Source organism: Goodfellowiella coeruleoviolacea (assembly GCF_024171785.1).
GTDB lineage: Bacteria > Actinomycetota > Actinomycetes > Mycobacteriales > Pseudonocardiaceae > Goodfellowiella > Goodfellowiella coeruleoviolacea.
The window spans coordinates 23,357-45,832 of record NZ_JAMTCK010000006.1; the positions used below are offsets into that span (position 1 = coordinate 23,357).

The following is a 22,476-nucleotide window of genomic DNA, read 5'->3' on the forward strand; positions in this document are numbered from 1 at the left end:
CTTACCGCAACACCACCGGGCAGCGCAACCCCTGCCGCCCATCTGTCGTGGTGGGGCCTGGTGTCCGCCACCACCCTCGGCGTCGCAACCGTCTGCCGCCGACTGGCATCCAAGCGGTTGTCAGTCAGCCAGAGCCTTCAGCAAACCGATGTCATCTTCAGCAGCGCTGAGCAACTGGTCGACTAGTCAGACCAGTGACGCATAGACAGACAAGATCATGCGTTCGTGACGGTATCGCCACACAAATCAGTGGCGATTATTGAAAGACCTAAAAACGCCTTATGCACTGGGCGCTCCGCTCAGTGGAGCGATCCGCTCAGCGCCGGCTGCGTCACGCCGGTCCGCAGGGCCAGTTCCCGTTCCAGTTCGTCGCGCACCTCGACCAGGCATTCCCTGGCCGCGTGCGCCGCCACGTGCTGCGCGGCCCCACTGCCCGCGGCATCCCTGACCAGCGCCCACAGCGTGGTTTCCAGTGCCCCGCCGGCCCGCTCGGCCAGCGCGGCCCTGAGCACGCCCTGCGCCGGGAACGGATGGCTGGCAATCGTCTCCACGGATCGCCGGAGTTGATCGATGACCACCCCGTCGAGCACGAGTGGATCACCACTGCTGGTCAGTCGGTCGATTCTGGCCAGCAGGTCGACCTCGGCCAGTTCGGCCGCGCCCAGCGGCCCGTGCGCCAGCACGGCGGCCAGACCGCGGTCCAGCTCGCCGACCGCGTCGAGCAGTTCCCGGATCCGCGCGCGTTCGGTGCGCAGGGACACCGACTCCGGGGACGGCGCCGCCGGGTCGGGCCGGTTGCGGTGCGCGCATGTGGCCAGCACACCGCAGGCCATGCCGATCACCAGGGCGAGGAGCAGCAGCCAGAACTCGCTCATTCCCCCAGCATGCGGACAACCGGGGCCCTGCCCAGGGTGGCCACGGCGCGAGGGGCTTCCGGTCGCCAGCCGGTCGTCCGAGTTCGGCCGGGGTGAATCCGCGGCGCCGATCGGCGTGGCGGATCGGACCGGACCAGTGCGGTGGCGCAGTGTGAACGCAGGTACTCCGGGTGTGACTCGCGCCTCTTCTTCCCAGGAGTACACCGCGCACCGGGGAGCCGGCGATGACCAGCACCAGGACAGTCCTGCTCACGCACCGCGCCCGAGCCATGCTCCGCGCCGTCGCCGAGGGAAGGGGGGAGATGAGCGGCGGGTGCGAGCCCGACCTGTACGTGGACGGGCTGTCCTGCTGCGACCAGGTCACCGCGCACGAGCTGGCCCACGCCGGGCTGGTCAGACCCGTCCGGCCGACCGGCATCGACGAGCGGACGACCGCCGAACTCACCAGCGCCGGCATCACCGCGCTGATCGGGTGAGCCCGGGTGCGCGACGCGGTCGCACCACGGCGTGCCCCACGGAATCGAACGCGTGTTCGACATGGGGTATGCTGTGGGTGAGGCCGACACGCCGGGGAGAGGAAGCCCCGGCGCGTCGGCCTCGTTCTTCTTCCCGCACTACCGCTGCTCGTCCAGCACGAGCGGGTGGGCGTCGGGCGGCGGCTCGCCAAAGGTGCGGATCACGTCCCTGGGCGCGGCGCGCTCCCGGGTCGCGGTCACCCGGGCGATGCGGTCGAGCCGGAACCAGCGGCCGGCCCGCCGACTGCGACACCACGCGAGCAGGTACCAGTTTCCCCTGGTCAAGGCCACGGCCATGGGCTCGACCGCCCGCTTGCTGGAGTGCGCGCCGCCGGCGTCGGTGTAGTCAAGCACCACGACCACGCCCGCGCGCAGCGCCTCGTCGAGCACCCGGGCGATCGCCGGCCTGGTCGGCGGCACCGCGTGGTGGACCCACAGCCGGCGGCCCAGTTCCCCGGCCAGCTCCCGCTCCCTGGCCGGCATGGCCGCCAGGACCTTGGCCAACGCGCTGCGCCCGTCCGGACCGAACGGCAGTTCCGGCAGCGCGGCCAGCGCCAGGGCCACCGCGGTCGCCTCGGCCGCGGTCACGTTGAGCGGCGGCAGGCTCACCGCGGTGTCCAGCACGTAGCCGCCACCGGGCCCGGCCTGCGCCCAGATCGGCACGCCGGCCTGCTGCAACGCGGTCACGTCGCGCTTGACCGTGCGCGCGGACACCTCGAACCGCCGGGCCAGCCAGTCGCTGGTGCGCCCGCGCCCGCCGGCCGAGCGCAGTTCCTCGGCGATGGCGTACAGCCGTTCGGTCCGGTTCACCCGACCCCTTCCCCAGCACTCGTGACCCAGGTCACAACAATCGGCCAAAACTGGTGACAGGACGGTGTCACCAGGAGCGTTCGACAGTAGTGCCATGACAACGACGGAACACCGCCCCTCCCACTTCATCACCACCGCTGACCAGCGTCGGATCGCCGTGGACGTGCACGGCCCCGCCGATGCCCCGGTGGTCCTGCTCCTCTCGGCCGCACCCGGGTCGCGGCGGTTCGACCCGAACCCCTCGGTCACCGCCTCGGCCGGGGTGCGCCTGGTCACGCTGGACCGGCCCGGCTACGGCGGCTCCGACCCGATGCCCGCCGGGCAGCCGCTCACCGTCACCAGCGCCGCTGACGACGCGGCCCTGGTGCTGGAGCAGTTGGGCGTGACCGAGGCGGGCGTGGCCGGCTGGTCGGCCGGCGGCCGGGTGGCGCTGGCCCTGGCCGCGCGCCGGCCCGAGCTGGTCACCTCGGTGGCGGTGCTGGCCACCCCCGCGCCGGACGAGGAGGTGCCGTGGATCGGCGAGCCGCAGCGGGGCATGCTCGCCGAGCTGCGCCGCGACCTGGCCGGGGCGCCCGCCGTGCTGGCCGAGATGCTGGCCCCGATGACCGCGGACCCGGCCGCCGCCGTCGAGCAGGTCTGCGGTGGCCCGGCCGACGACGCCGTGCTCGCCGAGCCCGGGGTGCGCGCCGGCCTGGTGGACATGCTCAGCGAGGCGTTCCGCCAGGGCGCGGTGGGCCTGGCCGCCGACCTGGCGTCCTACACCCTGCACGACTGGGGGTTCGACCCGCGCGCGGTGGGCGCGCCGGTGCGGTGCTGGTACGGCGCCCAGGACAGCATCGTCAGCCCGGCGCACGGGGCGTGGTGGGCCGAGCAGGTCGCGGACGGCAGCGTCACCGCGGTCGACGGGGTCGGCCACCTGGTCATCCACCGGGTCTGGGCCGACGTGCTCGCCCACCTCACCGCCCAGCGGTGAGCACCACCGACCACGCCTGACCCGGCTCCGCTGGCTGCGCCCCGGCTCGGCGCCGCCAGCGGGCCAGGCCCGCGCGCGTGGAGCGCACGTGCGGGTGGTCGGGCCCGAGCAGCCGCAGCCGATCCGCCAGCAGCCGCTCCAGCTCCGCGTTCGCGCCCGCCGGATCACCGACCACCCCGCATGCTGTTCAGCACCGCCGCGGCGTCACCGCCGGACAGCGGGGACACGGGTGCTGGCTCACCAGTTCCTGAGCACCGGGAAGTGGCTGCGCCAAGCCGAGTCGACATTCGGCTCAGGCCCTGCCCAGACCTCCCGGCACGGCGCTCCCTCCCGATGCGGCTCACGGGGGAGGTACCCGTCGTACAGGGATCTCCCGCTGAAGCGACTGTCGAGCAGCTGAGCGCACTGCGTGGTGGGATCAACCGTTGCCGGATCGACGGCGCGGTGGGTATCGCCTTCCAGGGAGAAGGCCGTGTTGCGCAGGTAGTCGATGCCGCTGGCGACGATCAGCTCGCCGTCCAGCCACAGCGCGGCGTACTCGTGACCGAGGACTCCGCCAAAACGCGCAGTCGCGGACGAGCACCACGGGCGCGGCCAGGCTGAGCAGGGAGCCCAGTCGGAAATCCGTGTCGTCGACCACCGGGAACCACCCTGTCGAACAGCGCGAACACGCTGTCGTCCAAGCCGAACACGCAGTCGAGATCGAAGCCCACTGCCACAGGGTGTCAGACGGGGGTGGAATCGAGCGGGAAAACAGCAGAGCCCCTGACCTGTTGTTCCAGGTCAGGGGCTCTGCTGCCACTGATGTGGCGGGTGAAGGATTCGAACCTTCGTAGGCGAAGCCGACGGATTTACAGTCCGCTCCCTTTGGCCGCTCGGGCAACCCGCCGTGCACCCCGTCTTGGTGGGTGCGGAGGAAAGAATACATACCCCTGTCGAGGGGGGTGCAACCGGGGGGCTCCAGTAGCATCCGTGGGGCTACCCAACCTGTGACGCGGAGGTGCTAGGCACGTGGCGGACCCGTCTTTCGACGTGGTGAGCAAGGTCGATCGCCAGGAGGTCGACAACGCGCTGAACCAGGCTGCCAAGGAGCTGGGCAGCCGGTTCGACTTCCGGGGCACCGGGGCCCAGGTGGCCTGGGCCGGCGAAGAGGCGATCACCCTGCAGGCCGAGACGGAGGAACGCTGCAAGGCGGCCATCGAGGTCTTCCGCGAGAAGCTGGTCAAGCGCGGGGTGTCGCTCAAGGCGTTCGACGTGGACGAGCCGGTGCTGTCCGGCAAGATCTACAAGGCGACCGGCAAGCTGGTCCAGGGCATCGCCGCGGACAAGGCCAAGCAGATCGCCAAGGCCATCCGCGACGAGGGCCCCAAGGGCGTGCAGGCGCAGATCCAGGGCGACCAGCTGCGGGTGTCGGGCAAGAAGAAGGACCACCTCCAGGAGGTGATCGCGCTGCTGAAGGACAAGGACTTCGGCATCGCCCTGCAGTTCACCAACTACCGGTAACCAGGCGAGGGGGCGGCGCGGTGAAGGGGATCATCCTGGCCGGCGGCAGTGGCACCCGGCTGCATCCGATCACGCAGGCGGTGTCCAAGCAGCTGCTGCCGGTGTTCGACAAGCCGATGGTCTACTACCCGCTGTCGGTGCTGATGCTGGCCGGCATCCGCGAGGTGCAGGTCATCTCCACCCCCACCGACCTGCCCCAGTTCCGCCGGCTGCTGGGCGACGGCAGCCACCTGGGCATGCGGCTGAGCTACGCGGCGCAGCCGCAGCCCAACGGGTTGGCCGAGGCGTTCATCATCGGCGCGGACTTCATCGGTGACGACGACGTCGCGCTGGTGCTCGGCGACAACATCTTCTACGGCCAGGGCTTCTCCCGGCTGTTGCAGCAGCAGGTGGCCACGCTCGACGGCTGCACGCTGTTCGGCTACCCGGTCAAGGACCCGGAGCGCTACGGCGTCGGCGAGGTGGACGAGCACGGCCGGCTGGTCTCCATCGAGGAGAAGCCGGCCGCCCCGCGCTCGAACAAGGCGATCACCGGCCTGTACCTGTACGACAACCAGGTGGTGGAGATCGCCAGGCAGCTCACCCCGTCGCCGCGGGGCGAGCTGGAGATCACCGACGTGAACCTCACCTACCTGCGCGAGGGCCGTGCCCAACTGGTGGACCTGGGCCGCGGGTTCGCCTGGCTGGACACGGGCACGCACGACTCGCTGCTGGAGGCCGGCCAGTTCGTGCAGGTGCTGGAGCACCGCCAGGGCGTGCGGATCGCCTGCCTGGAGGAGATCGCGCTGCGGATGGGCTACATCACGGCCGACGAGTGCCTGGCCCTGGGCCGCAAGCTGGCCAAGTCCGGCTACGGCCAGTACGTGATGACCGTGGCCCGCTCGGCCGGCGCCACCGAGTAGCGCCAGCCACCGAACGCCCCCGGGCGGTTCTCACCACTCCAGGGGCCGACCGGCCAGTTCCTCCAGCCGCCGGATGCGGTCGGCGATCGGCGGGTGGGTGGAGAACATCCGCGCCAGCTGCTCGCCCGACTGGAACGGGTTGGCGATCATCAGGTGCGACTGGGCCGCCACCGCGGGTTCCGGCGCCAGCGGCGCCACCCTGGTGCCGTACTCCAGTTTGCGCAGGGCCGAGGCCAGCGCCAGCGGGTCCCCGGTGAGGTCGGCGCCGGAGGCGTCCGCCTGGTACTCCCGTGACCGGCTCACCGCCATCTGCACGATGCCGGCCGCGACCGGCCCCAGGATGGCGATCAGCAGCATGGCGAACGGGTTGGGCCGCTCGTCGTCGTGGCCCCCGAACAGCCCGGCGAACATCGCCACGTTGGCCAGGGAACTGACCACGCTGGCCAGCGCGCCGGCCACGCAGGAGATCAGGATGTCCCGGTTGTACACGTGCGACAGTTCGTGGCCGAGCACCGCGCGCAGTTCGCGTTCGTTGAGCAGTTCCAGGATGCCGGTGGTGCAGCACACCGCGGCGTTGCGCGGGTTGCGGCCGGTGGCGAACGCGTTGGGCGCCTGGGTGGGGCTGATGTAGAGCTGCGGCATCGGCTGGCGGGCCTTGGTGGCCAGCTCGCGCACGATGCGGTACATGGCCGGTTGTTCGGCCTGGGACACGGGCCGCGCGCGCATCGCGCGCAGCGCCAGCTTGTCGGAGTTGAAGTAGGCGTAGGCGTTCACGCCCAGTGCCAGCACCAGGCCGATGACCAACGCGGTCCGCCCGAAGAACGAGCTGACCACGACGATCAACGCGCTCATGGCGCCGAGCAACAGCGCGGTCTTCAACCCGTTGTAGTGCTTGTGCACGCCAGTAGCCTCCGGGTCGTTACGTCCTTTCCCTGAACGCTCCTGGCCTGCGCGAAGTTCCGGAACCGCCACGTGTCGCACGAGACACACCCGCTTCCGGGGCGGGCTCGGCGGCCGGGTCGAGCGGGGGTGGCGGCGGCACCTGACCGATCCACTCGGCCAGCTGGTCCCGCTCCTGCACCAGCTCGGCGACGGCCCCGTCACCCTCGGGCGTGCCGGTGCCCGGGTAGCCGAACTCGGGCGCCCAGTGCAGTGCGTCGAACGGGCAGACCTCCACGCAGATCCCGCAGTAGAGGCACTGGCCGTAGTCGATGGCGAACCGGTCGAGCACGTTGCGGCTGCGGGCGCGGCCCGGCCGGCCGGACGCGGCGGCACCGGGCGGTGGCTGCTCGACCTCGGTGTGCGAGTCGATGTGGATGCACCAGTCCGGGCACTCGCGGGCGCACAGCATGCACACCGTGCAGTTCGCCTCCAGCAGCGCGATCACGCCCCTGGACCGGGCCGGCAGTTGCTCCGGCGAACTACTCATCGTGTGCGTTCTCCTGCTCGTCGTTGTCGCGTCGCGGTCCCCAGGACGGGTCGGGCACCCCGGGCGGGGCCATCCGGCGGCGGCTGGGCGCCGCACTCCCCTGGTTCTCGCCTGGTTCCAGCCGCCCCGGCCACGGCCGGGCGACCCGGGCGGCCAGCACGAAGTCCTTGCGCAGCGGGTGGCCGGCGAACGAGTCGGGCAGCAGCAGCCGGGCCGGCGCCGGCTGGTCGGCCAGCACGATGCCGAACATCTCCGCGGCCTCCCGCTCGTGCCAGGCGGCGCCCGCCCACACCTCGGCCACGCTGGGCAGCGGCTGACCGTCGGCCAGCTCGGTGCGTAACAACAGCCCGCGCGCGCCGGTCGGGGCCACAACGTGCAGCAGCACGGTGAACCGCTCACCGCTGGCGCCGGGCCGGCCGGCGTCCTCCACCCCGAGCCAGTCGAACAGCACACAGCCCAGCGCGTCCCTGGCCGCCCGGGCCGCCGCCCGCCAGTGCTGGACCGGCACCCGCACGCCGGTCTGCCCGTAGGCGGTGGCCGCGGTGGTGTCGGGCACCACCTCGACCAGCCGCTCGGCCAGTTCGGCCGTGCCCGGGCTCACGAGGACACCAGCCGGTGCAGCGCGGCCAGGCCGGACAGCAGCGCCTCCGGGCGGGGCGGGCAGCCGGGCACGGCCACGTGCACGGGCAGCACCTGGTCGATGCCCTTGGTGACGCTGTAGGAGTCCCAGTAGGGGCCGCCGGTGTTGCTGCACGCCCCCACCGACAGCACGTACTTGGGTTCGGGCATGTCGTCGTAGGCGGCGCGCACCGCGGGCAGCATCACGTCGGTGACCGTGCCGGACACCACCAGCACGTGCGCCTGCCCGGCGTCGCCGCCGGTCACCGGCCGCACGCCCAGCCCGGCCAGGTCCTCGGCGCTGTCCTCGCGGCCCGTCAACGCGGCCATCACCTCGACACCGCAGCAGGCGAGCCCCAGGTCGAGCACGGTGACGTGGTAGGTGGTGCCCCAGTCCAGCGTGAACTGCCGCTGGTCGAGCGAGGATGCTGCGGTCACATCCAGCCAGCGTAAACGGTGCGACTCCACTCAGCTCACCCGTCCGAGCCCTCCCCCGGGGCGGGGTGGTCCGCACCGGGTGTGGCGGCTTGGTGCAGGTGCACTTCCCTGGTCTGGATCACGGTCCCGTAGACGGTGCCGCTCACCTCGTTGTGCACCCCGGGTGGGCCTGTGCTGTCCACGGGTGGGGCGTTCTGCCGATTGGTCGTCATCGTGGCTTTCAGACGTTCGGCCATGATCTCGGCGAGTTTGTAGGAGAACGTCACCGAGAACACGAGCACGCCGACCACCAGGGAGAACGCCACTCCCAAGAGGATCAGCCCGACCGGATCCTGGGCAGCTTCAGCTAGGGACCGCGGTAATCGCAAAAAGGTTGATCAGCACCTGCGTCCGCGTCACCAGCCCATTGCCTCCCCAGGCCACTTGGTCCGGTCGCCCAGGCTACTCAGTTCGCTCACGTGACGGAAGTAGCCGCGTTCAACCGGCCGCGGCGGTCAGGCGCGCGTTCACAACCGTTGCCGGCTCTTTCGGATTGGCCCGGTCCGCGAGACTCTGGACTCGTCGGGAGGGGGCACATGGCACGGCCTGAACAGCGTGGTGAACAGGTGGAGGTTCCGGATCTCGTCGGTCTGGGCGTGCGGGTGGCCCGCCAGGTCGGCCATGACACCGGTCTGGTGGTCACCTCGGCTGATCTGGACGGTCCGCCGCTGGGAGCACTGACCTGGCCGGGCACCTGGGTGGTGACCGACCAGCGCCCAGCGCCAGGGCAACTGGTCACCCGGGGAACCGTGGTGACCATCTCCTTCCAGGAGCAGCCACCCGACAACGGATCGGGAGACCGGGAACCGCGCCGTCCGCTGCCCAGACCGGACACGGCCAGCGCCAGCCGCGGGGTTGACGAGGATCCCCAGTAGGCAACACGGGTGCGTCCTCCCGCCAGAACCGGTCCTCCGTCAAGCTCCGCCCTGGCCCGTCCGTGAGCGGTGGACGGTCAGCTCGCGGGTTTCGCGGCCGGGGCGTTCGACGGGTTCATCACGGCCAGCATGGGCTGCCAGGGGGTGCCGTCGAAGATCAGCGTGATCGAGGTGATGCCGGTGTCGTCGAGGCGGAAGTGCTCGGCGGTGCGCTGGGTGCCGACCGGCGTGGCGGTGTGCACGTCGTAGACGAGAGTGGCCTCGCGCTCGCCGTACAGCTCACTGATCATGTCGACGCCGGTGACGACTCGGAGGAAGCCGGCGAGCCCGGCCAGGTGGCCGGCGGGGTCATCGGAACTCATCAGCGGGCTGCGGAAGCGGAACCGCTCGCCGAGTTGGGCGTCATGCTGTCGCCCCCTGGTCTTTGCTCCCTCGCCGGGAGGCTTTTCTGTCCCGTAACTGTCCCGGGAACACTGACAGGCTCTGCCGAATGGTGCCGGACAGTGACGGATGAGCGAAGTGCCACGATCAATGGTTAGTGCTGGTCAGAGCGCATACAGCCACGCTGACCAGCACCTCGCGACAACTACCGGTGGTTCTCCCCGATCAGTCCCGCAGCTCCATCGTGCAGCACTTGGGGCCGCCGCCGGACTTGCGGATCTCGGAGATGTCGACCGGGATCGGGTCGAAGCCGCGGTCGGCGAGCTGGGCGGCCAGGTTGGTGGCTTCCACGGGCAGGACCACGTGGTGGCCGTCGGAGACGGCGTTGAGGCCAAGGCAGGCGGCGTCGGCCTCGGTGGCGATCACCGCGTCGGGGAACAGGCGCTGGAGCACACGCCGCGAGCCAGGGGAGAACGCCTCCGGGTAGTAGGCGACCAGGGGACGGGCGGCGCGGTCGTCCAGGACGAACAGGGCCACGTCCAGGTGGTAGTAGCGCGGGTCGACCAGCTGGAGGGAGATCACCGGCACGCCCAGGGCCTCCTGGGCCTCGGCGTGCGCGGCCGGGTCGGTGCGGAAGCCGGTGCCGGCCAGCAGCACCGTGCCGGTCCACACCAGGTCGCCCTCGGCCTCGTTGGTCCTGGTCGGCATGATCACGTCGCGGTAGCCGTGCTCGACGAACCAGCGGCGGTAGAACTCGGCCTCGGGCGCGCGCTCGGTGGAGCGGAAGCGGGCGCCGAGCACCCGGCCGCCGATCACGGTGCCGGCGTTGGCGGCGAACACCATGTCGGGCAGGTCGGGCTGGGGGTCGATCAGCTCCACCGTGTGGCCGAGCCGCTCGTAGGTGTCGCGCAGCTCGGTCCACTGGGCCACGGCCCGCTCGGTGTCCACCGGCTGGCTCGGGTCCATCCAGGGGTTGATGGCGTACCGCACGGTGAAGTGCGTCGGCCGGCACATCAGGTAGCGCCGCTGGGTGGGCACCCGCACCGGCGCGGCTGGTGCGACGAGGCTGACCGCACTGTCGAGAGCGATCGGCTCGTCACCGGAGCCGAGGACGGAGGCTGTGGTCATGTCATGAATGTAAGTACGCAACTGACCAACGAACAATGTCGTAGCGTTGCGGATTCTCATGCAGAATGTTGCGTGTGGACACGATCGACCATCGAATCATTTCATGCCTGGTGAGCAACGCCCGGTCGAGTTACGCCGAGATCGGCGCGGCCGTGGGCCTGTCCGCCCCGGCGGTCAAGCGCCGGGTGGACCGGCTACTGGACACCGGCGTGCTGCAGGGCTTCACCGCGGTGGTCGACCCCGAGGCGCTGGGCTGGGGCACCGAGGCGTTCGTGGAGGTGCACTGCCGGGGCAACGTGGCACCCGGGGAGATCAAGGCCAACCTGGAGCCACTGCCCGAGGTGGTGGCCGCCTACACGGTCTCGGGCGCGGCCGACGCGATCGTGCACCTGCGCGCGTCCGACATCCACCACCTGGAGACCGCGCTGGAGCGGCTGCGCTCGGTGGAGATCATCGACCGGACCGTCTCCACCGTGGTGCTGTCCCGGCTGCTGGAGCGGCCGCCCGCGCCCGACCAGCAGGCCTGAGCCCGGTGCCACGGAGTTGTTCCGGGCAGCTGCGACGCCGCGACCACCCGGCCACCGCGAGATCAGCCCGCCGCGTGGCCAGCAGGGACAGCTCTCACCCGATCCCGGTAGCCGTCGAGGCCACGGACAGGACCAGCGCGCCCAGCGCGCCCACGGCGCCGTAGCGCCGCAGCTCGCGCCGGTCGTCGTGGTGGCGCACGTGCAGTGCGGTGGCCCCGGCGAAGGCCAGCCCGCCGGCGATGAACCACGGCCCCCACAGGTAGCAGTACCAACGAGTCAACGCGGCCAGGTCTGGCTCCACGGCGATGGCACCAGCCTCGACCAGCGCACCGCGGACGACGAAGAGGCCGCCGTGCCACGTGAGCAGGACCGCAGCGCCACCACCGCACAACACCAGGAATCGGCTGATCCGCGCGCCCCACGACCGGGTCAGGCCGATGCCGACCAGTGCCCCGAAGAGCTTCAGCAAGCCGGTTACCACCAGGACGGTCAGGAACCACGGCACTCCGTCGCGGGCGAGTTCCACCAGCGTTGGCGACACCGTCGACCGCGCGCCGACGGTGTTGCCCGTCGCCCAGACGAAACTGGGTATCGCGAACAGGACCCCCCACGCCGCAGCGGCGTATCCGGGCCAGCTGCCCAGGTGGAGGCGGGCTGCCCGGCGCGGGACGGGACGCACCGCCCCGTCCGGGGAACGCATGACTGACACGACTGGATCGTGCGCCGAACCGCGCCGGCACGCCCCATCAACACGCGTGACCCGCCGCCGCCTGAGAGCTACCTCTCGATCGCCCGGGCCGCGCACGGTCCGACGGGCCCGGAGCCGGCCCGCGGGGCTGAGCCGCCGGCCGGCGACCGTGACAGGATGCGGCCATGGCCACCGCTGAGATCCGCGTCGACCGCCGCGACCACGTCGCCGTGCTCACCGTGCACGACCCGGACCGCCGCAACGCGCTGACCCTGTCCCTGTCCGCCGACCTGGCCTCGGCCGTGGCCGAGTGCGAGCAGGACGAGGACGTGCACGCGGTGGTGGTCACCGGCACGCCGCCGGCCTTCTGCGCCGGCGCCGACCTGACCGCGCTGGGCGAGGCGCGCGAGGCCGGGCTGCGCCAGATCTACGCGGGCTTCCTGGCCCTGGCGCACTGCACTCTGCCCACCATCGCGGCGGTGGGCGGGTCGGCGGTGGGCGCCGGGCTGAACCTGGCGCTGGCCTGCGACGTGCGGCTGGCCAACCAGCACGCCCGGTTCGACAGCAGGTTCCTCCAGCTGGGCATCCACCCCGGGGGCGGGATGACCTGGATGCTGCCCAGGGCGACCGGCCAGCAGACCACCGCGGCGATGGCGCTGTTCGGGCAGGTCGTGGACGCGGCCACGGCGCACCGGGTGGGGCTGGTCTGGCAGCTGGTCGACGGGGAGCACGACGCGCTGGTCGACGCCGCCGTGGAGCTGGCCGGGCCGGCCGCCCGCGCCCCGCGCGAGCTGGTGCTGGCCACCAAGCGGACCATGCGCACCACGGCCGTGCTGGACGAGCACGCGGCCGCGGTCGAGGCCGAGCTGGCGGCCCAGCTGGTCTCGATGGAGAGCCCGGCCTTCACCGAGCGGCTGGCGGCGATGAAGGAGCGGATCAGCCGGCGCTGACCCGCGCGGCCGGCACCGACGTCCTGGGGCGGGCGGCACCAAGGGGCCGTCCCCGGGGTGCGTCGGTGTGACCTGAGACGCCTTAATCGATCCAGGTGTGAGGGTGTCCTTACCGTGGATACCGACGTGTCGATCCATCAACAACGTGTCACCACACCGCCGCCGCCTTGTGTCCCACACCGAGGGATCTCGGCTCGGCCGAGCGATGCGGCGACTACCCTCACGAAGGAGTGGACCAGGGTGTCACGGGCTGGGGTCAGGCAACCTGCGTGTCCGTCCGACCCGGGGACGCTGGACCTCACGAGCGGTCCGGATCGCACGTAGGAACCTGCTTCCGCGAACACCCCTGCTTCCACCAGCAACACAGCCAACCACGAAAAGAGGGATCGGCGACCGATGAGCGTGAGTGTGGGTAACGGCGCCTCCCCGACAGGCTCCGGGGTCCGCAGGCTGGATCGGGTCGTTATCCGGTTCGCCGGTGACTCCGGTGACGGCATGCAGCTCACAGGTGACCGGTTCACCTCGGAGGCAGCTGCGTTCGGCAACGACCTGGCGACGTTGCCCAACTTCCCCGCGGAGATCCGCGCGCCGCAGGGGACCCTGCCGGGTGTTTCCAGCTTCCAGTTGCACTTCGCCGACTACGACATCCTGACGCCAGGTGACCGGCCGGACGTGCTGGTGGCGATGAACCCGGCCGCGCTCAAGGCCAACATCGGCGACCTGCCGGCCGGCGGCACCCTGATCGTCAACACCGACGAGTTCACCAAGCGGAACCTGACCAAGGTCGGCTACGACACCAACCCGCTTGAGGACGAGTCGCTGGCCGCCTACCAGGTGCACCAGGTGGCCATGGCGACGCTGACCAAGGGCGCGCTGGAGGAGACCGGGCTGTCCAAGAAGGACGCGGAGCGGGCGAAGAACATGTTCGCCCTTGGCCTGCTGTCCTGGATGTACAACCGGCCGACCGAGGGCACCGAGCGGTTCCTGCGGGAGAAGTTCGCCCGCAAGCCCGACATCGCCGAGGCCAACGTGCTGGCCTTCCGCGCCGGCTGGAACTACGGCGAGACCACCGAGGCGTTCGCGGTCACCTACGAGGTGTCCCCGGCCAAGCTGGCGCCGGGCACCTACCGGCAGATCACCGGCAACACCGCGCTGGCCTACGGCATCGTCGCGGCCGGCCAGCTGTCCGAGCTGCCCGTGCTGCTGGGCACCTACCCGATCACGCCGGCCTCGGACATCCTGCACGAGCTGGCCAAGCACAAGAACTTCAACGTGCTCACGCTCCAGGCCGAGGACGAGATCGCCGGCATCGGCGCGGCCCTGGGCGCGTCCTTCGGCGGCGCGCTCGGCGTGACCTCCACCTCCGGCCCGGGCATCGCCCTGAAGTCGGAGACCATCGGCCTGGCCGTGATGACCGAGCTGCCCCTGGTGGTGCTGGACATCCAGCGCGGCGGCCCGTCCACCGGCCTGCCCACCAAGACCGAGCAGGCCGACCTGCTGCAGGCGATGTTCGGCCGCAACGGCGAGGCGCCGGTGCCGATCGTGGCCCCGCAGTCGCCGGCGGACTGCTTCGACGCCGCGCTGGAGGCCGCCCGGATCGCGCTGACCTACCGCACGCCGGTGCTGCTGCTCTCCGACGGCTACATCGCCAACGGCTCCGAGCCGTGGCTGATCCCGGACGTGGACACCCTGCCCGACCTGCGGGTGTCCTTCGCCACCGAGCCCAACGCCCCGGACGGGTCCGGTGAGTTCTGGCCGTACCTGCGCGACCCGGAGACGCTGGCCCGCCCGTGGGCGGTGCCGGGCACGCCCGGGTTGCAGCACCGGATCGGCGGGCTGGAGAAGTCCGACGGCAAGGGCGGCATCTCCTACGACCCGGAGAACCACGACCGGATGGTGCGGCTGCGCCAGGCCAAGGTGGACGGCATCAGCGTGCCCGACCTGACCGTGGACGACCCGTCCGGTGCGGCCAAGGTCCTGGTGCTGGGCTGGGGGTCCACGTTCGGCCCGGTGGGCGCGGCCTGCCGGCGGGTGCGCAAGAACGGCATGGCCATCGCCCAGGCCCACCTGCGCCACCTCAACCCGTTCCCGGCCAACCTCGGCGAGGTGCTGGCCCGCTACGAGCGCGTGGTGGTGCCGGAGATGAACCTGGGGCAGCTCGCCCTGCTGGTCCGGGCGAAGTACCTGGTGGACGCGATCAGCTACACCAAGGTCGCCGGCCTGCCGTTCAAGGCCGAGGAGCTTGAGGGCGTGTTCACCGACATCGTGCGAGGAGTCACCGCATGACCACCATCGATCTGGGCCTACCCGGGCTGGGCGGCCTGGCCGGGGTGCCCACCAGCGACGAGAAGCAGTCCGCCAAGGACTACAAGTCCGACCAGGAGGTGCGCTGGTGCCCCGGGTGTGGTGACTACGCGGTGCTCGCCGCCGTCCAGGGCTTCATGCCGCAGCTGGGCCTGCGCCGGGAGAACATCGTGTTCGTCTCCGGCATCGGCTGCTCCAGCCGCTTCCCGTACTACATGAACACCTACGGGATGCACTCCATCCACGGCCGGGCCCCGGCCATCGCCACCGGTCTGGCCACGGCGCGGCCGGACCTGTCGGTGTGGGTGGTGACCGGGGACGGCGACGCGCTGTCCATCGGCGGCAATCACCTGATCCACTCGCTGCGCCGCAACGTGAACCTGAAGATCCTGCTGTTCAACAACCGGATCTACGGGTTGACCAAGGGCCAGTACTCGCCGACCAGCGAGACCGGCAAGGTCACCAAGTCCACGCCGATGGGCTCGCTGGACAACCCGTTCAACCCGGTGTCGCTGGCGCTGGGCGCCGAGGCCACGTTCGTGGCCAGGGCGCTGGACTCGGACCGCAAGCAGCTGACCGACGTGCTGCGGGCCGCGGCCGAGCACCGGGGCACCGCCCTGGTGGAGATCTACCAGAACTGCCCGATCTTCAACGACGGCGCGTTCGACGTGCTCAAGGAGCCGGGTGAGCGGGAGCGGCGGCTGGTCCCGCTGCGCCACGGCGAGCCGATTCGGTTCGGCGCGAACGGCGAGTACGGCGTGGTGCGCGACGCCGAGGGCGGCCTGAGCGTCGCCGAGATCACCGAGGCCAACGCCGGCTCGGTGGTGGTGCACGACGCCACCCGCGAGGACCCGTCCTACGCGTTCGCCCTGTCCCGGCTGGGTGGCCAGGACCTGGCGCACACGGTCACCGGGGTGTTCCGCTCGGTGCAGCGGCCCACCTACGACGACCTGGCCCGCGCCCAGGTGGAGCAGGCCAAGGCCAGCAAGCGGGCCGACCTGCGGTCGCTGCTGCACGGCAACGACACCTGGACGGTCATCGGCTGACCTGTCGCCCCGGGGCCCGTTCCGGCTGGTTGATCCGGCCGGGGCGGGCCCCGTGCGCTGTCCGGGCGCGGTCAGGACGCCGGCCGGAAGCCCGCCCGCTCGGCGTCGTTGACCGTGCGGAACCAGACGTCCGCCCGGGTCTCCCCGAACCCGGCCGCGTCCTCGGTGTAGTAGCGCCGGCCGGTCAGCGTGGCCTTCACCCGGAAGTCCGGCCCGGGTGCGGCACCGTCCAGTTTGGGCAGCATCGAGCCGGGCCCGAACGGCGCGCGCGGGGCGAACTCGCTGCCCCGCCGCCTGGTCGGCGTGCCGCTGGCGGGCAGGATGCCGGCCCCGGCCGAGGACGAGCGGGACTGGTCCGCGCCGGCCGGCCGGCCCGGTTCCGCGGGCTTGCTGGTCCGGCCGCCCGGGAAGTTCCCGCCGGCCCGGCGCTGCGGCAGTTCGGGCCGCTCGCCGCGGCCGGCCTCGGGCGCCAGCTTGGGCACGAACGGCTGGCCGCCCGCCTGGTCACCGGTCAGGGACTGACCGGCGTCGCGCTCGGCCGGCGCCGGAGCGGGCTTGGCCGGCGCCGGAGTGGCCTTGGCGGCGGCCGGAGTGGCCTTGGCCGACCGCGGCCGGGCCGGCGGCGGAGTGGACTTGGCTGCACCTGGCTTGGCTGCACCTGGCTGGGCGGCACCGGGCTGGCCGACACCGGGCTGGACCGAACCTGACGGGGCGGAACCTGACGGGGCGGAACCCGGCTGCACCGGCCCCTGGTGGGCTGGCCCCTGCTGGGCTGGACCCTGCTGGGGGGCGCTGGGCTGGGGCGCCGGCGGCGCGGCCGGGGGCATCGCCTTGGGCCGGACCGGCTCCGGGTCGACCACCGGCTCGAACAGCGACCGGGACCGCCTGGCCTCGGACTCGGGCGTGGCCGGCGGACGCTGGGTGGGCACCCGGTGGCCCGGAGGCGGCTGGGCCGGGCCGGGGCGGAGCGGCGGCTGCGGCAGGTTCAGCGCGTGCGTGCTCTCCGGCGCGATCGGTGGCTGGCCCCGGTCCTGGTCGGCCGAGGGGTCGGGCCACAGCGCCGAACCGGCCTCGTCCGGCTGCGCGCCGCCCCGGTCGACGTGCCGCTCGGCGTCGTCCCAGAAGTCGGCCAGGTCGCGCAGGGAACCGGCCCTGCTGGACACGTCCCTGGCCGGTTCCTCGGATAAGTCACCGCCGTGCCGGGCGCCCCCGCCGGGCGAGCCGCCGTCCCGGGAACCACTGTCCCGAGAGCCGCTGTCCCGAGAGCCGCTGTCCCGAGAGCCGCTGTCCCGGGAACCACTGTCCCAGGTGGCGCGGCCGGTGGGTCCGGCGCGCAGGCCGCCCTCGCGGTGGCCGCCGTCCCGGTAGCCCGCGCCGCGGTCGTCCTCGTCCCAGTCGGGTTGACTGCGCGACCCGCTGTCCGGGGTCCTCGTTCGGCCGTCCTGCTCGGCGGTGTGGTCTGCGGCGGGCGCGTTCGGGTCGGGCCAGCGCCGCCCCGGCTGGGCGCCGCCACCGTCGGGCACGCCTTCCAGCAGCGACTCGCCCGACGTCCGGGCCGGTCCTCGGCCGGCCGGCTCCAGCAGCGGCGTGGTCGTGCCCGCGTCGAGCACGGGCAGTTCCGGCGGGGCGGTGGGCGCCGACTCCGGCACGGTGGGGCGGGCCGGTGGCACGTCGGACAGCGGAGTGGCGGACCGGGGCGTGGCGGACCGGGGCGTGGCGGACCGGGGCTCGTGGGACAGGGACTCGTTGGACAGCGGGCCGTCGGGCAGCTCCTCGCTGGTCACGGGCAGCACCGTGGTCTGCTCCACCGGCACCTCCGGCTCGGACTCGTCGCCCAGGCTCGGTGGCGGGGCCGGCGCCTCCGCCGGGATCGCCCCGAGCACGGTGGTCGTCTCCGTGGCCGACGCACCCGCGCGCTCCTGGCCGGCCGCGACGGGCGCGTCCTCGATCAGGCCGTGCCGGCCACCCGAGGGCCGGTCGGGTTCAGCCGAAGGGCGACCGGGCTCGCCGGAGAGCCGGTCAGCGGGACTCGGGGTGCGCTCGGGCCGCTCGGGCCGGTCGAGTTCGTCCGGGCCGGCGGACAGGCCGCCGTTGCGCGGCACCATGGTGGTGACCCCGGCCGGGGTGGACGGCGGCTCGTTGGCCCAGTCGGGCTGCCCCAGCACGTCGTCGACCAGCGCCGGGCGGTCGAACTCCGCCTCGGCGCCCCACTCCTGGTAGCGGGTGCCCGACGCGGTCCTGGCCCCCGGCGCACCCGGCGTCGGCGCACCCGACACCGGCGCATCCGGCACCAAAGCACCCGATGCCGGTGCCTCCGGTGCCGGTGCCGGTGCCGCCTTCACCGTCGCCGGCGACGCTGGTGCCTCGGCCGAGGCGCTCCGGGCCCGTGCTCTGGCCTCGGTCAGCTCCTCGGTGAGTTCCCGGTTGCGTCTGCTCACGGGGCGAACCAGGAAAGCCCAGGTCAGCAGCACGCCAAGGACAAAGGCGAGCACGCTCCACAGCCAGACCTGCCAGAAGAGCGACACCACGGGAAGTCCCTCCCACCGACCGCCGGGTACCGCCCGCGGTCTTCTTTCTTGAGTCCCGTACACCCGCCGACCGCTGGCCAGGCGGGCACCCCGACACGCTCCGCCCGAATCACCACCGGGCATGGCCGGCCGTGGCCGCCACCCCAGCACCGTCGGGCAGGTCTCTCAGCACGGACTATCACCCGGTGAGGGGTTGACATCAAACCGGCAGTGCACCGATTCGATTTCAGCCCCCTCCATCCTCCACCCGAGCGGGGGGAGAATACCCCGTTTGGGCTAGCAGGCTCGCGACAAAGTCATCCGGCTCCGGCATACCCTAGGTCGCGTGCCGTCACCGACGAACCCACCCTCGGCGGTGGCGGAGCGTACCCGCTCGGACCAGCCCGCCGGCAGATCGGGTGTCCTGCTCGGGACCGGCTGCTATCTGCTCTGGGGCCTGTTCCCGCTGTTCTGGCCGCTGCTCGCGCCGGCGGGCCCGGTGGAGGTGCTGGCGCACCGGCTGCTGTGGACCCTGGCGCTGATGCTGGTCGTGGCGACCGTGCTGGGCCGCTGGCGGGTCCTGCGCCGGCTGCCCGCCCGGGGCTGGGGCATGGTCGCGATCTCGGCCGTGCTGATCACCATCAACTGGGGCGTCTACATCTACGCGGTCAACAGCGGCCACGTGGTGGAGGGCGCGCTCGGCTACTTCATCAACCCGCTGGTCAGCATCGTGCTGGGTGTGGTGGTGCTGCGCGAGCGGCTGCGCCGGCCGCAGCTGCTCGCCCTGGTCATCGCCGCGGTCGCGGTGCTGGTGCTGGCCCTGGACTACGGGCGCGTCCCGGTCATCGCGCTGTCCCTGGCCGGCTCGTTCGGCCTGTACGGGCTGCTGAAGAAGACCGTGCCGCTGGACCCGGCCAGCAGCCTCACCGCGGAGAGCCTGGTGATCGGGCCGCTGGCCGTGGCCTACCTGGTCTGGCTCGGCACGACCGGCGCCGGCACGTTCACCACCGAGGGGGCCGGCCACGTCCTGCTGCTGGCGGCCACCGGCCCGATCACGGCCGTGCCGCTGCTGCTGTTCGGCGCGGCGGCCAAGCGGGTGCCGCTGGTGACCCTGGGCATGCTCCAGTACCTGACCCCGGTGTTGCAGTTCGTCCTCGGGGTGTTCGTCAACCACGAGCCCATGCCGGTGTCCCGCTGGCTGGGCTTCGGTCTGGTGTGGACGGCCCTGGTGGTGTTCACCGCCGGCACCTACCTCCGCCGACCCCGCCGGGACACCACCCTGCCCACCGCGGGTGGGGACGCGACCGGCGCGGAGCGCTGACCGCCCGGCGCCGGTCCCCGGCGTTCCGCGTCAGGTGGTGCGCTCGACCACGAAGTCGGTGAGCTTCTCCAGCGACTCCCGCGCCGGGCACGACGGCAGCACGGCCAGCTCGGCCCGCGCCCGCTCCGCGTAGTCCGCCAGCGTGGCCCTGGCCGTGACCATGCCCGACGAGTCGCGCAGCAGCCCCAGTGCCTCGGCGACCAGGGCGTCGTCGGTCACCGGGCCGGCCAGCAGCACCCGCAGCCGGTCGGCGGTCGGGCCGTCCTGGGCCAGCGCGTGCAGCACCGGCAGGGTGCGGATGCCCTCGCGCAGGTCGGTGCCGGGGGTCTTGCCCGACTCCTCGGACGCCGAGGCGATGTCGATGATGTCGTCGGAGATCTGGAACGCCGCGCCGATGACCGCGCCGAACCGCTCCAGCGCGGCCACGTGGTCCTCCTTGGCGCCGGAGAACATGCCGCCGAACCGGGCCGAGGTGGCGATCAGCGATCCGGTCTTGCCGGCGATCACCTGGAGGTAGTGCTCGACCGGGTCCTCGTCACCCGCCGGGCCGGTGGTCTCCCGCATCTGCCCGGTGACCAGCTCGGCGAAGGTCCGCGACATGATCCGGCCCGCGTCCGTGCCCAGGTCGGCGACCAGCGCCGAGGCGTGCGCGAACAGGTAGTCGCCGGTGAGGATGGCGACGGTGTTGTTCCACCGGGCGTTGGCGCTGGCCGCGCCGCGCCGCATGGTGGCCTCGTCCATCACGTCGTCGTGGTAGAGGGTGGCCAGGTGGATCAGCTCCACCACGGCCGCCGCCTTGACCACGTCCTCGCCGATGCCGTCGGTGCCGAACTGGGCGGACAACAGGGTGAGCAACGCCCGGAACCGCTTGCCGCCCGCCTCGACCAGGTGCAGCGCTGTCTCGGTGACGAAGGGGAAGTCACTCCGCACCGCGCTGTGTAGCAGTTCCTCCACCCTCGCCATCTCGTCGAGGATCGCCTCGGCGAGGGCCGGGTCGGCGAACTCGATTCCCGCCCCGGCCGGCCCGGCCTGTCCGCTTGTCGTCACGGTGGGCAGCCTACGTAGTTGAGAACGCGAAACCGCCGGCACCCGCCCAATCGAGGACGAAGGCCGGCCACACGCCGAGCACGAACGTGATGACCGTGCCCAGGGTGATCGCCACCATGGTGAACGAGCCGGGCACGCTCACCGTGGGCCCCTCCGGCGAGGGCTCGCTGAAGTACATCAGCACCACCACCCGCAGGTAGAAGAACGCGGCCACCGCGCTGGCCAGCAGGGCGACCACCACCAGCGGGGCCATGCCGTCCTTGAGCGCGGCCGAGAACACCACGAACTTGCCGATGAACCCGCTGGTCAGCGGAATCCCGGCGAGGGCGAGCAGCAGGAAGGTGAACACCCCGGCCACCAGCGGCGAGCGCTTGGCCAGCCCGGCCCACTGGGACAGGTGGGTGGCCTCGCCGTCGGCCGTGCGCACCAGGCTGACCACGCCGAACGCGGCGACCGTGGTGAACCCGTAGGCCAGCAGGTAGAACAGGGTGCCGGACAGGCCCTCACCGGTCAGCGCGATCGAGCCGACCAGCAGGAACCCGGCGTGCGCCACGGACGAGTAGGCGATCATCCGCTTGATGTCGGTCTGGGTCAGGCCGAGCACCGCGCCGATGATCATGGACACGATGGCCACGCCCCACAGCACGCCCCGCCACTCCCAGCTGGTGGCCTGGAACGCGCCGGTGAGCACGCGCAGGATGCCGCCGAACGCGGCCACCTTGGTGCAGGCGGCCATGAACGCGGTGACCGGGGTGGGCGCACCCTGGTACACGTCGGGCGTCCAGGCGTGGAACGGACCGACAGACGCCTTGAACAGCAGTCCGACCACGAGCAGGCCGAGTCCGGCGTAGAGCAGGGTGTCCGACCGGTTGGTGCCGGCCGCGGCCTCGGCGATGTCGCGCAGCCGCACCGAGTTGGCGTACCCGTAGAGCAGGGCCACGCCGTACAGGAAGAACGCCGACGCGAACGCGCCGAGCAGGAAGTACTTGACCGCCGCCTCCTGGGACAGCAGCCGGCGCCGCCGGGCCAGCCCGCACATCAGGTACAGCGGCAGGCTGAGCACCTCCAGCGCGATGAACATGGTCAGCAGGTTGTTCGACGCGCAGAACACCATCATGCCGCCGAGCGCGAACAGCGTCAGCGGGAAGACCTCGGTCTGCATGCCCAGCCGGGCCGCCTGGGCCCGGTCCTGGATGGTGCCCGGCCGGACGGCCGCGTGCGACACGAACGCCCCGCCCGGCTCCACCGACCGGTCCGCGATCAGCAGCACCGCGCCGAAGGCCAGCACCAGCAGGGTGCCCCAGAGGAACAGGGCGGGCCGGTCCACCGACAGCACCCCGGCCAGGGTGACCACGCCCTGCTGCGGGTTGTCCCGCAGGTAGACGACCAGCGCCAGGCCGGCGCCCACCAGGGTGAGCAGGGTCAGCGCCACCTGCCAGGACCAGCGCTGGTAGCGGGGCAGGAACGCCTCGAACAACACGCCGACGCAGGCCGCGCCCAGCACGATCAGCATCGGCAGGATGGCCGCGTAGTCGATCTCCGGGGCCTGGATCGGGGTCACCTGGGCCAGGAATCCGCCCAGGGACGTGTGCGCAGCTTC

The 22,476-nt window shown here is 72.1% G+C and carries 25 protein-coding genes and 1 tRNA gene; 11 read left to right on the plus strand and 15 right to left on the minus strand.

What is annotated here, in order from left to right:
• The first annotated feature begins 60 nt into the window (after window positions 1–60).
• On the plus strand, window positions 61–186 hold the full coding sequence (locus LX83_RS37815) for a hypothetical protein (RefSeq protein ID WP_301328235.1): 126 nt from the start codon (window positions 61–63) through the stop codon (window positions 184–186).
• 113 nt (window positions 187–299) lie between these two features.
• On the opposite strand, the gene LX83_RS13875 is transcribed toward LX83_RS37815, so the two are convergent.
• Window positions 300–875, minus strand: coding sequence for a hypothetical protein (locus LX83_RS13875; RefSeq protein ID WP_253771250.1), 576 nt, complete (start codon window positions 873–875; stop codon window positions 300–302).
• Window positions 876–1,099: 224 nt separating this feature from the next.
• Here LX83_RS13875 and LX83_RS13880 point away from each other — a divergent pair, with 224 nt between their 5' ends.
• A complete protein-coding gene (locus tag LX83_RS13880; protein ID WP_253771252.1) occupies window positions 1,100–1,351 on the plus strand; it encodes a hypothetical protein in 252 nt (83 codons plus the stop codon).
• Window positions 1,352–1,489: 138 nt separating this feature from the next.
• On the opposite strand, the gene LX83_RS13885 is transcribed toward LX83_RS13880, so the two are convergent.
• Entirely contained in the window at window positions 1,490–2,200 is a 711-nt protein-coding gene (locus LX83_RS13885; RefSeq protein ID WP_253771254.1) for a helix-turn-helix transcriptional regulator, read from the minus strand.
• A gap of 94 nt (window positions 2,201–2,294) precedes the next feature.
• Here LX83_RS13885 and LX83_RS13890 point away from each other — a divergent pair, with 94 nt between their 5' ends.
• The gene (locus LX83_RS13890; RefSeq protein WP_253771256.1) at window positions 2,295–3,173 is read left to right on the plus strand and encodes an alpha/beta fold hydrolase; all 879 of its coding nucleotides are present in this window, start codon (window positions 2,295–2,297) and stop codon (window positions 3,171–3,173) included.
• On the opposite strand, the gene LX83_RS13895 is transcribed toward LX83_RS13890, so the two are convergent.
• Complete coding sequence (locus LX83_RS13895; RefSeq protein ID WP_253771258.1) at window positions 3,157–3,348, minus strand: hypothetical protein; 192 nt, start codon at window positions 3,346–3,348, stop codon at window positions 3,157–3,159. The two genes, LX83_RS13890 and LX83_RS13895, sit on opposite strands and share 17 nt — an antisense overlap.
• A gap of 632 nt (window positions 3,349–3,980) precedes the next feature.
• A tRNA-Tyr gene (locus tag LX83_RS13900) sits at window positions 3,981–4,062 on the minus strand.
• A 122-nt stretch (window positions 4,063–4,184) separates the two neighbouring features.
• Between LX83_RS13900 and LX83_RS13905 the strand changes: the two genes are divergently transcribed.
• Window positions 4,185–4,676 carry a YajQ family cyclic di-GMP-binding protein gene (locus LX83_RS13905; protein WP_253771260.1) on the plus strand — a complete coding sequence of 164 codons (492 nt, stop codon included), beginning with the start codon at window positions 4,185–4,187 and terminating at the stop codon, window positions 4,674–4,676.
• A gap of 20 nt (window positions 4,677–4,696) precedes the next feature.
• Entirely contained in the window at window positions 4,697–5,578 is an 882-nt protein-coding gene (gene rfbA, locus LX83_RS13910) for a glucose-1-phosphate thymidylyltransferase RfbA (RefSeq protein WP_253771262.1), read from the plus strand.
• Window positions 5,579–5,608: 30 nt separating this feature from the next.
• On the opposite strand, the gene htpX is transcribed toward rfbA, so the two are convergent.
• Genes htpX through LX83_RS13935 form a run of 5 tightly spaced genes read right to left on the minus strand, consistent with a single transcriptional unit; the run spans window position 5,609 to window position 8,368 of the window.
• Window positions 5,609–6,478 (minus strand): zinc metalloprotease HtpX, encoded by an 870-nt coding sequence (gene htpX, locus LX83_RS13915; protein WP_253771264.1) that lies wholly within the window; start codon window positions 6,476–6,478, stop codon window positions 5,609–5,611.
• A 19-nt stretch (window positions 6,479–6,497) separates the two neighbouring features.
• Window positions 6,498–7,007 carry a 4Fe-4S binding protein gene (locus LX83_RS13920; protein ID WP_253771265.1) on the minus strand — a complete coding sequence of 170 codons (510 nt, stop codon included), beginning with the start codon at window positions 7,005–7,007 and terminating at the stop codon, window positions 6,498–6,500.
• A complete protein-coding gene (locus tag LX83_RS13925) occupies window positions 7,000–7,608 on the minus strand; it encodes an NADH-quinone oxidoreductase subunit C (RefSeq protein ID WP_253771267.1) in 609 nt (202 codons plus the stop codon). The genes LX83_RS13920 and LX83_RS13925 overlap by 8 nt, the downstream gene beginning before the upstream one ends.
• Entirely contained in the window at window positions 7,605–8,063 is a 459-nt protein-coding gene (locus LX83_RS13930) for an NADH-quinone oxidoreductase subunit B (RefSeq protein ID WP_253771269.1), read from the minus strand. The genes LX83_RS13925 and LX83_RS13930 overlap by 4 nt, the downstream gene beginning before the upstream one ends.
• 35 nt (window positions 8,064–8,098) lie before the next feature.
• The gene (locus LX83_RS13935) at window positions 8,099–8,368 is read right to left on the minus strand and encodes a hypothetical protein (RefSeq protein WP_253771270.1); all 270 of its coding nucleotides are present in this window, start codon (window positions 8,366–8,368) and stop codon (window positions 8,099–8,101) included.
• A gap of 300 nt (window positions 8,369–8,668) precedes the next feature.
• On the opposite strand from LX83_RS13935, the gene LX83_RS13940 reads away from it, so the two are divergent.
• Window positions 8,669–8,977 (plus strand): PASTA domain-containing protein, encoded by a 309-nt coding sequence (locus LX83_RS13940; RefSeq protein ID WP_253771272.1) that lies wholly within the window; start codon window positions 8,669–8,671, stop codon window positions 8,975–8,977.
• 77 nt (window positions 8,978–9,054) lie between these two features.
• Here LX83_RS13940 and LX83_RS13945 read toward each other — a convergent pair whose 3' ends face one another.
• Complete coding sequence (locus tag LX83_RS13945; protein ID WP_253771274.1) at window positions 9,055–9,339, minus strand: hypothetical protein; 285 nt, start codon at window positions 9,337–9,339, stop codon at window positions 9,055–9,057.
• A gap of 244 nt (window positions 9,340–9,583) precedes the next feature.
• Window positions 9,584–10,486, minus strand: coding sequence for a dimethylargininase (gene ddaH, locus LX83_RS13950; RefSeq protein WP_407649558.1), 903 nt, complete (start codon window positions 10,484–10,486; stop codon window positions 9,584–9,586).
• A gap of 74 nt (window positions 10,487–10,560) precedes the next feature.
• Here ddaH and LX83_RS13955 point away from each other — a divergent pair, with 74 nt between their 5' ends.
• Window positions 10,561–11,013, plus strand: a complete 453-nt coding sequence (locus LX83_RS13955) for an Lrp/AsnC family transcriptional regulator (protein ID WP_253771276.1) — start codon at window positions 10,561–10,563, stop codon at window positions 11,011–11,013.
• Between the two features lie 94 nt (window positions 11,014–11,107).
• Here the strand turns inward: LX83_RS13955 and LX83_RS13960 are convergent, their stop codons facing one another.
• Window positions 11,108–11,713 (minus strand): DUF3995 domain-containing protein, encoded by a 606-nt coding sequence (locus LX83_RS13960; protein ID WP_253771986.1) that lies wholly within the window; start codon window positions 11,711–11,713, stop codon window positions 11,108–11,110.
• 173 nt (window positions 11,714–11,886) lie between these two features.
• On the opposite strand from LX83_RS13960, the gene LX83_RS13965 reads away from it, so the two are divergent.
• The 3 genes from LX83_RS13965 (at window position 11,887) to LX83_RS13975 (ending at window position 16,001) form a co-directional block, all read left to right on the plus strand.
• Window positions 11,887–12,651 carry an enoyl-CoA hydratase gene (locus LX83_RS13965; RefSeq protein ID WP_253771278.1) on the plus strand — a complete coding sequence of 255 codons (765 nt, stop codon included), beginning with the start codon at window positions 11,887–11,889 and terminating at the stop codon, window positions 12,649–12,651.
• 396 nt (window positions 12,652–13,047) lie between these two features.
• Complete coding sequence (locus LX83_RS13970; RefSeq protein ID WP_253771280.1) at window positions 13,048–14,937, plus strand: 2-oxoacid:acceptor oxidoreductase subunit alpha; 1,890 nt, start codon at window positions 13,048–13,050, stop codon at window positions 14,935–14,937.
• Window positions 14,934–16,001: a 2-oxoacid:ferredoxin oxidoreductase subunit beta gene (locus tag LX83_RS13975; protein ID WP_253771282.1), complete on the plus strand. Its 1,068-nt coding sequence runs from the start codon at window positions 14,934–14,936 to the stop codon at window positions 15,999–16,001. Before LX83_RS13970 ends, LX83_RS13975 begins: the two co-directional genes overlap by 4 nt.
• Before the next feature lie 71 nt (window positions 16,002–16,072).
• Here LX83_RS13975 and LX83_RS13980 read toward each other — a convergent pair whose 3' ends face one another.
• Complete coding sequence (locus LX83_RS13980) at window positions 16,073–18,529, minus strand: sunset domain-containing protein (protein WP_253771284.1); 2,457 nt, start codon at window positions 18,527–18,529, stop codon at window positions 16,073–16,075.
• Between the two features lie 325 nt (window positions 18,530–18,854).
• Here LX83_RS13980 and rarD point away from each other — a divergent pair, with 325 nt between their 5' ends.
• The gene (gene rarD / locus LX83_RS13985) at window positions 18,855–19,829 is read left to right on the plus strand and encodes an EamA family transporter RarD (protein ID WP_253771286.1); all 975 of its coding nucleotides are present in this window, start codon (window positions 18,855–18,857) and stop codon (window positions 19,827–19,829) included.
• Window positions 19,830–19,859: 30 nt separating this feature from the next.
• Here rarD and LX83_RS13990 read toward each other — a convergent pair whose 3' ends face one another.
• On the minus strand, window positions 19,860–20,792 hold the full coding sequence (locus LX83_RS13990) for a polyprenyl synthetase family protein (protein WP_253771988.1): 933 nt from the start codon (window positions 20,790–20,792) through the stop codon (window positions 19,860–19,862).
• 94 nt (window positions 20,793–20,886) lie between these two features.
• Window positions 20,887–22,458 (minus strand): NADH-quinone oxidoreductase subunit NuoN, encoded by a 1,572-nt coding sequence (nuoN, locus tag LX83_RS13995; protein ID WP_253771990.1) that lies wholly within the window; start codon window positions 22,456–22,458, stop codon window positions 20,887–20,889.
• Window positions 22,459–22,476 lie beyond the last annotated feature (18 nt).

What these genes read in the sequence shown, in the direction of transcription:
- LX83_RS13875 (WP_253771250.1), bottom strand. Translation starts at nt 875, where the DNA reads ATGAGCGAGTTCTGGCTGCTGCTCCTCGCCCTGGTGATCGGCATGGCC.
- LX83_RS13880 (WP_253771252.1), top strand. Translation starts at nt 1,100, where the DNA reads ATGACCAGCACCAGGACAGTCCTGCTCACGCACCGCGCCCGAGCCATG.
- LX83_RS13890 (WP_253771256.1), top strand. Translation starts at nt 2,295, where the DNA reads ATGACAACGACGGAACACCGCCCCTCCCACTTCATCACCACCGCTGAC.
- LX83_RS13920 (WP_253771265.1), bottom strand. Translation starts at nt 7,007, where the DNA reads ATGAGTAGTTCGCCGGAGCAACTGCCGGCCCGGTCCAGGGGCGTGATC.
- LX83_RS13945 (WP_253771274.1), bottom strand. Translation starts at nt 9,339, where the DNA reads ATGAGTTCCGATGACCCCGCCGGCCACCTGGCCGGGCTCGCCGGCTTC.
- ddaH (WP_407649558.1), bottom strand. Translation starts at nt 10,486, where the DNA reads ATGACCACAGCCTCCGTCCTCGGCTCCGGTGACGAGCCGATCGCTCTC.
- LX83_RS13960 (WP_253771986.1), bottom strand. Translation starts at nt 11,713, where the DNA reads ATGCGTTCCCCGGACGGGGCGGTGCGTCCCGTCCCGCGCCGGGCAGCC.
- LX83_RS13965 (WP_253771278.1), top strand. Translation starts at nt 11,887, where the DNA reads ATGGCCACCGCTGAGATCCGCGTCGACCGCCGCGACCACGTCGCCGTG.
- LX83_RS13970 (WP_253771280.1), top strand. Translation starts at nt 13,048, where the DNA reads ATGAGCGTGAGTGTGGGTAACGGCGCCTCCCCGACAGGCTCCGGGGTC.
- LX83_RS13975 (WP_253771282.1), top strand. Translation starts at nt 14,934, where the DNA reads ATGACCACCATCGATCTGGGCCTACCCGGGCTGGGCGGCCTGGCCGGG.
- LX83_RS13990 (WP_253771988.1), bottom strand. Translation starts at nt 20,792, where the DNA reads ATGGCGAGGGTGGAGGAACTGCTACACAGCGCGGTGCGGAGTGACTTC.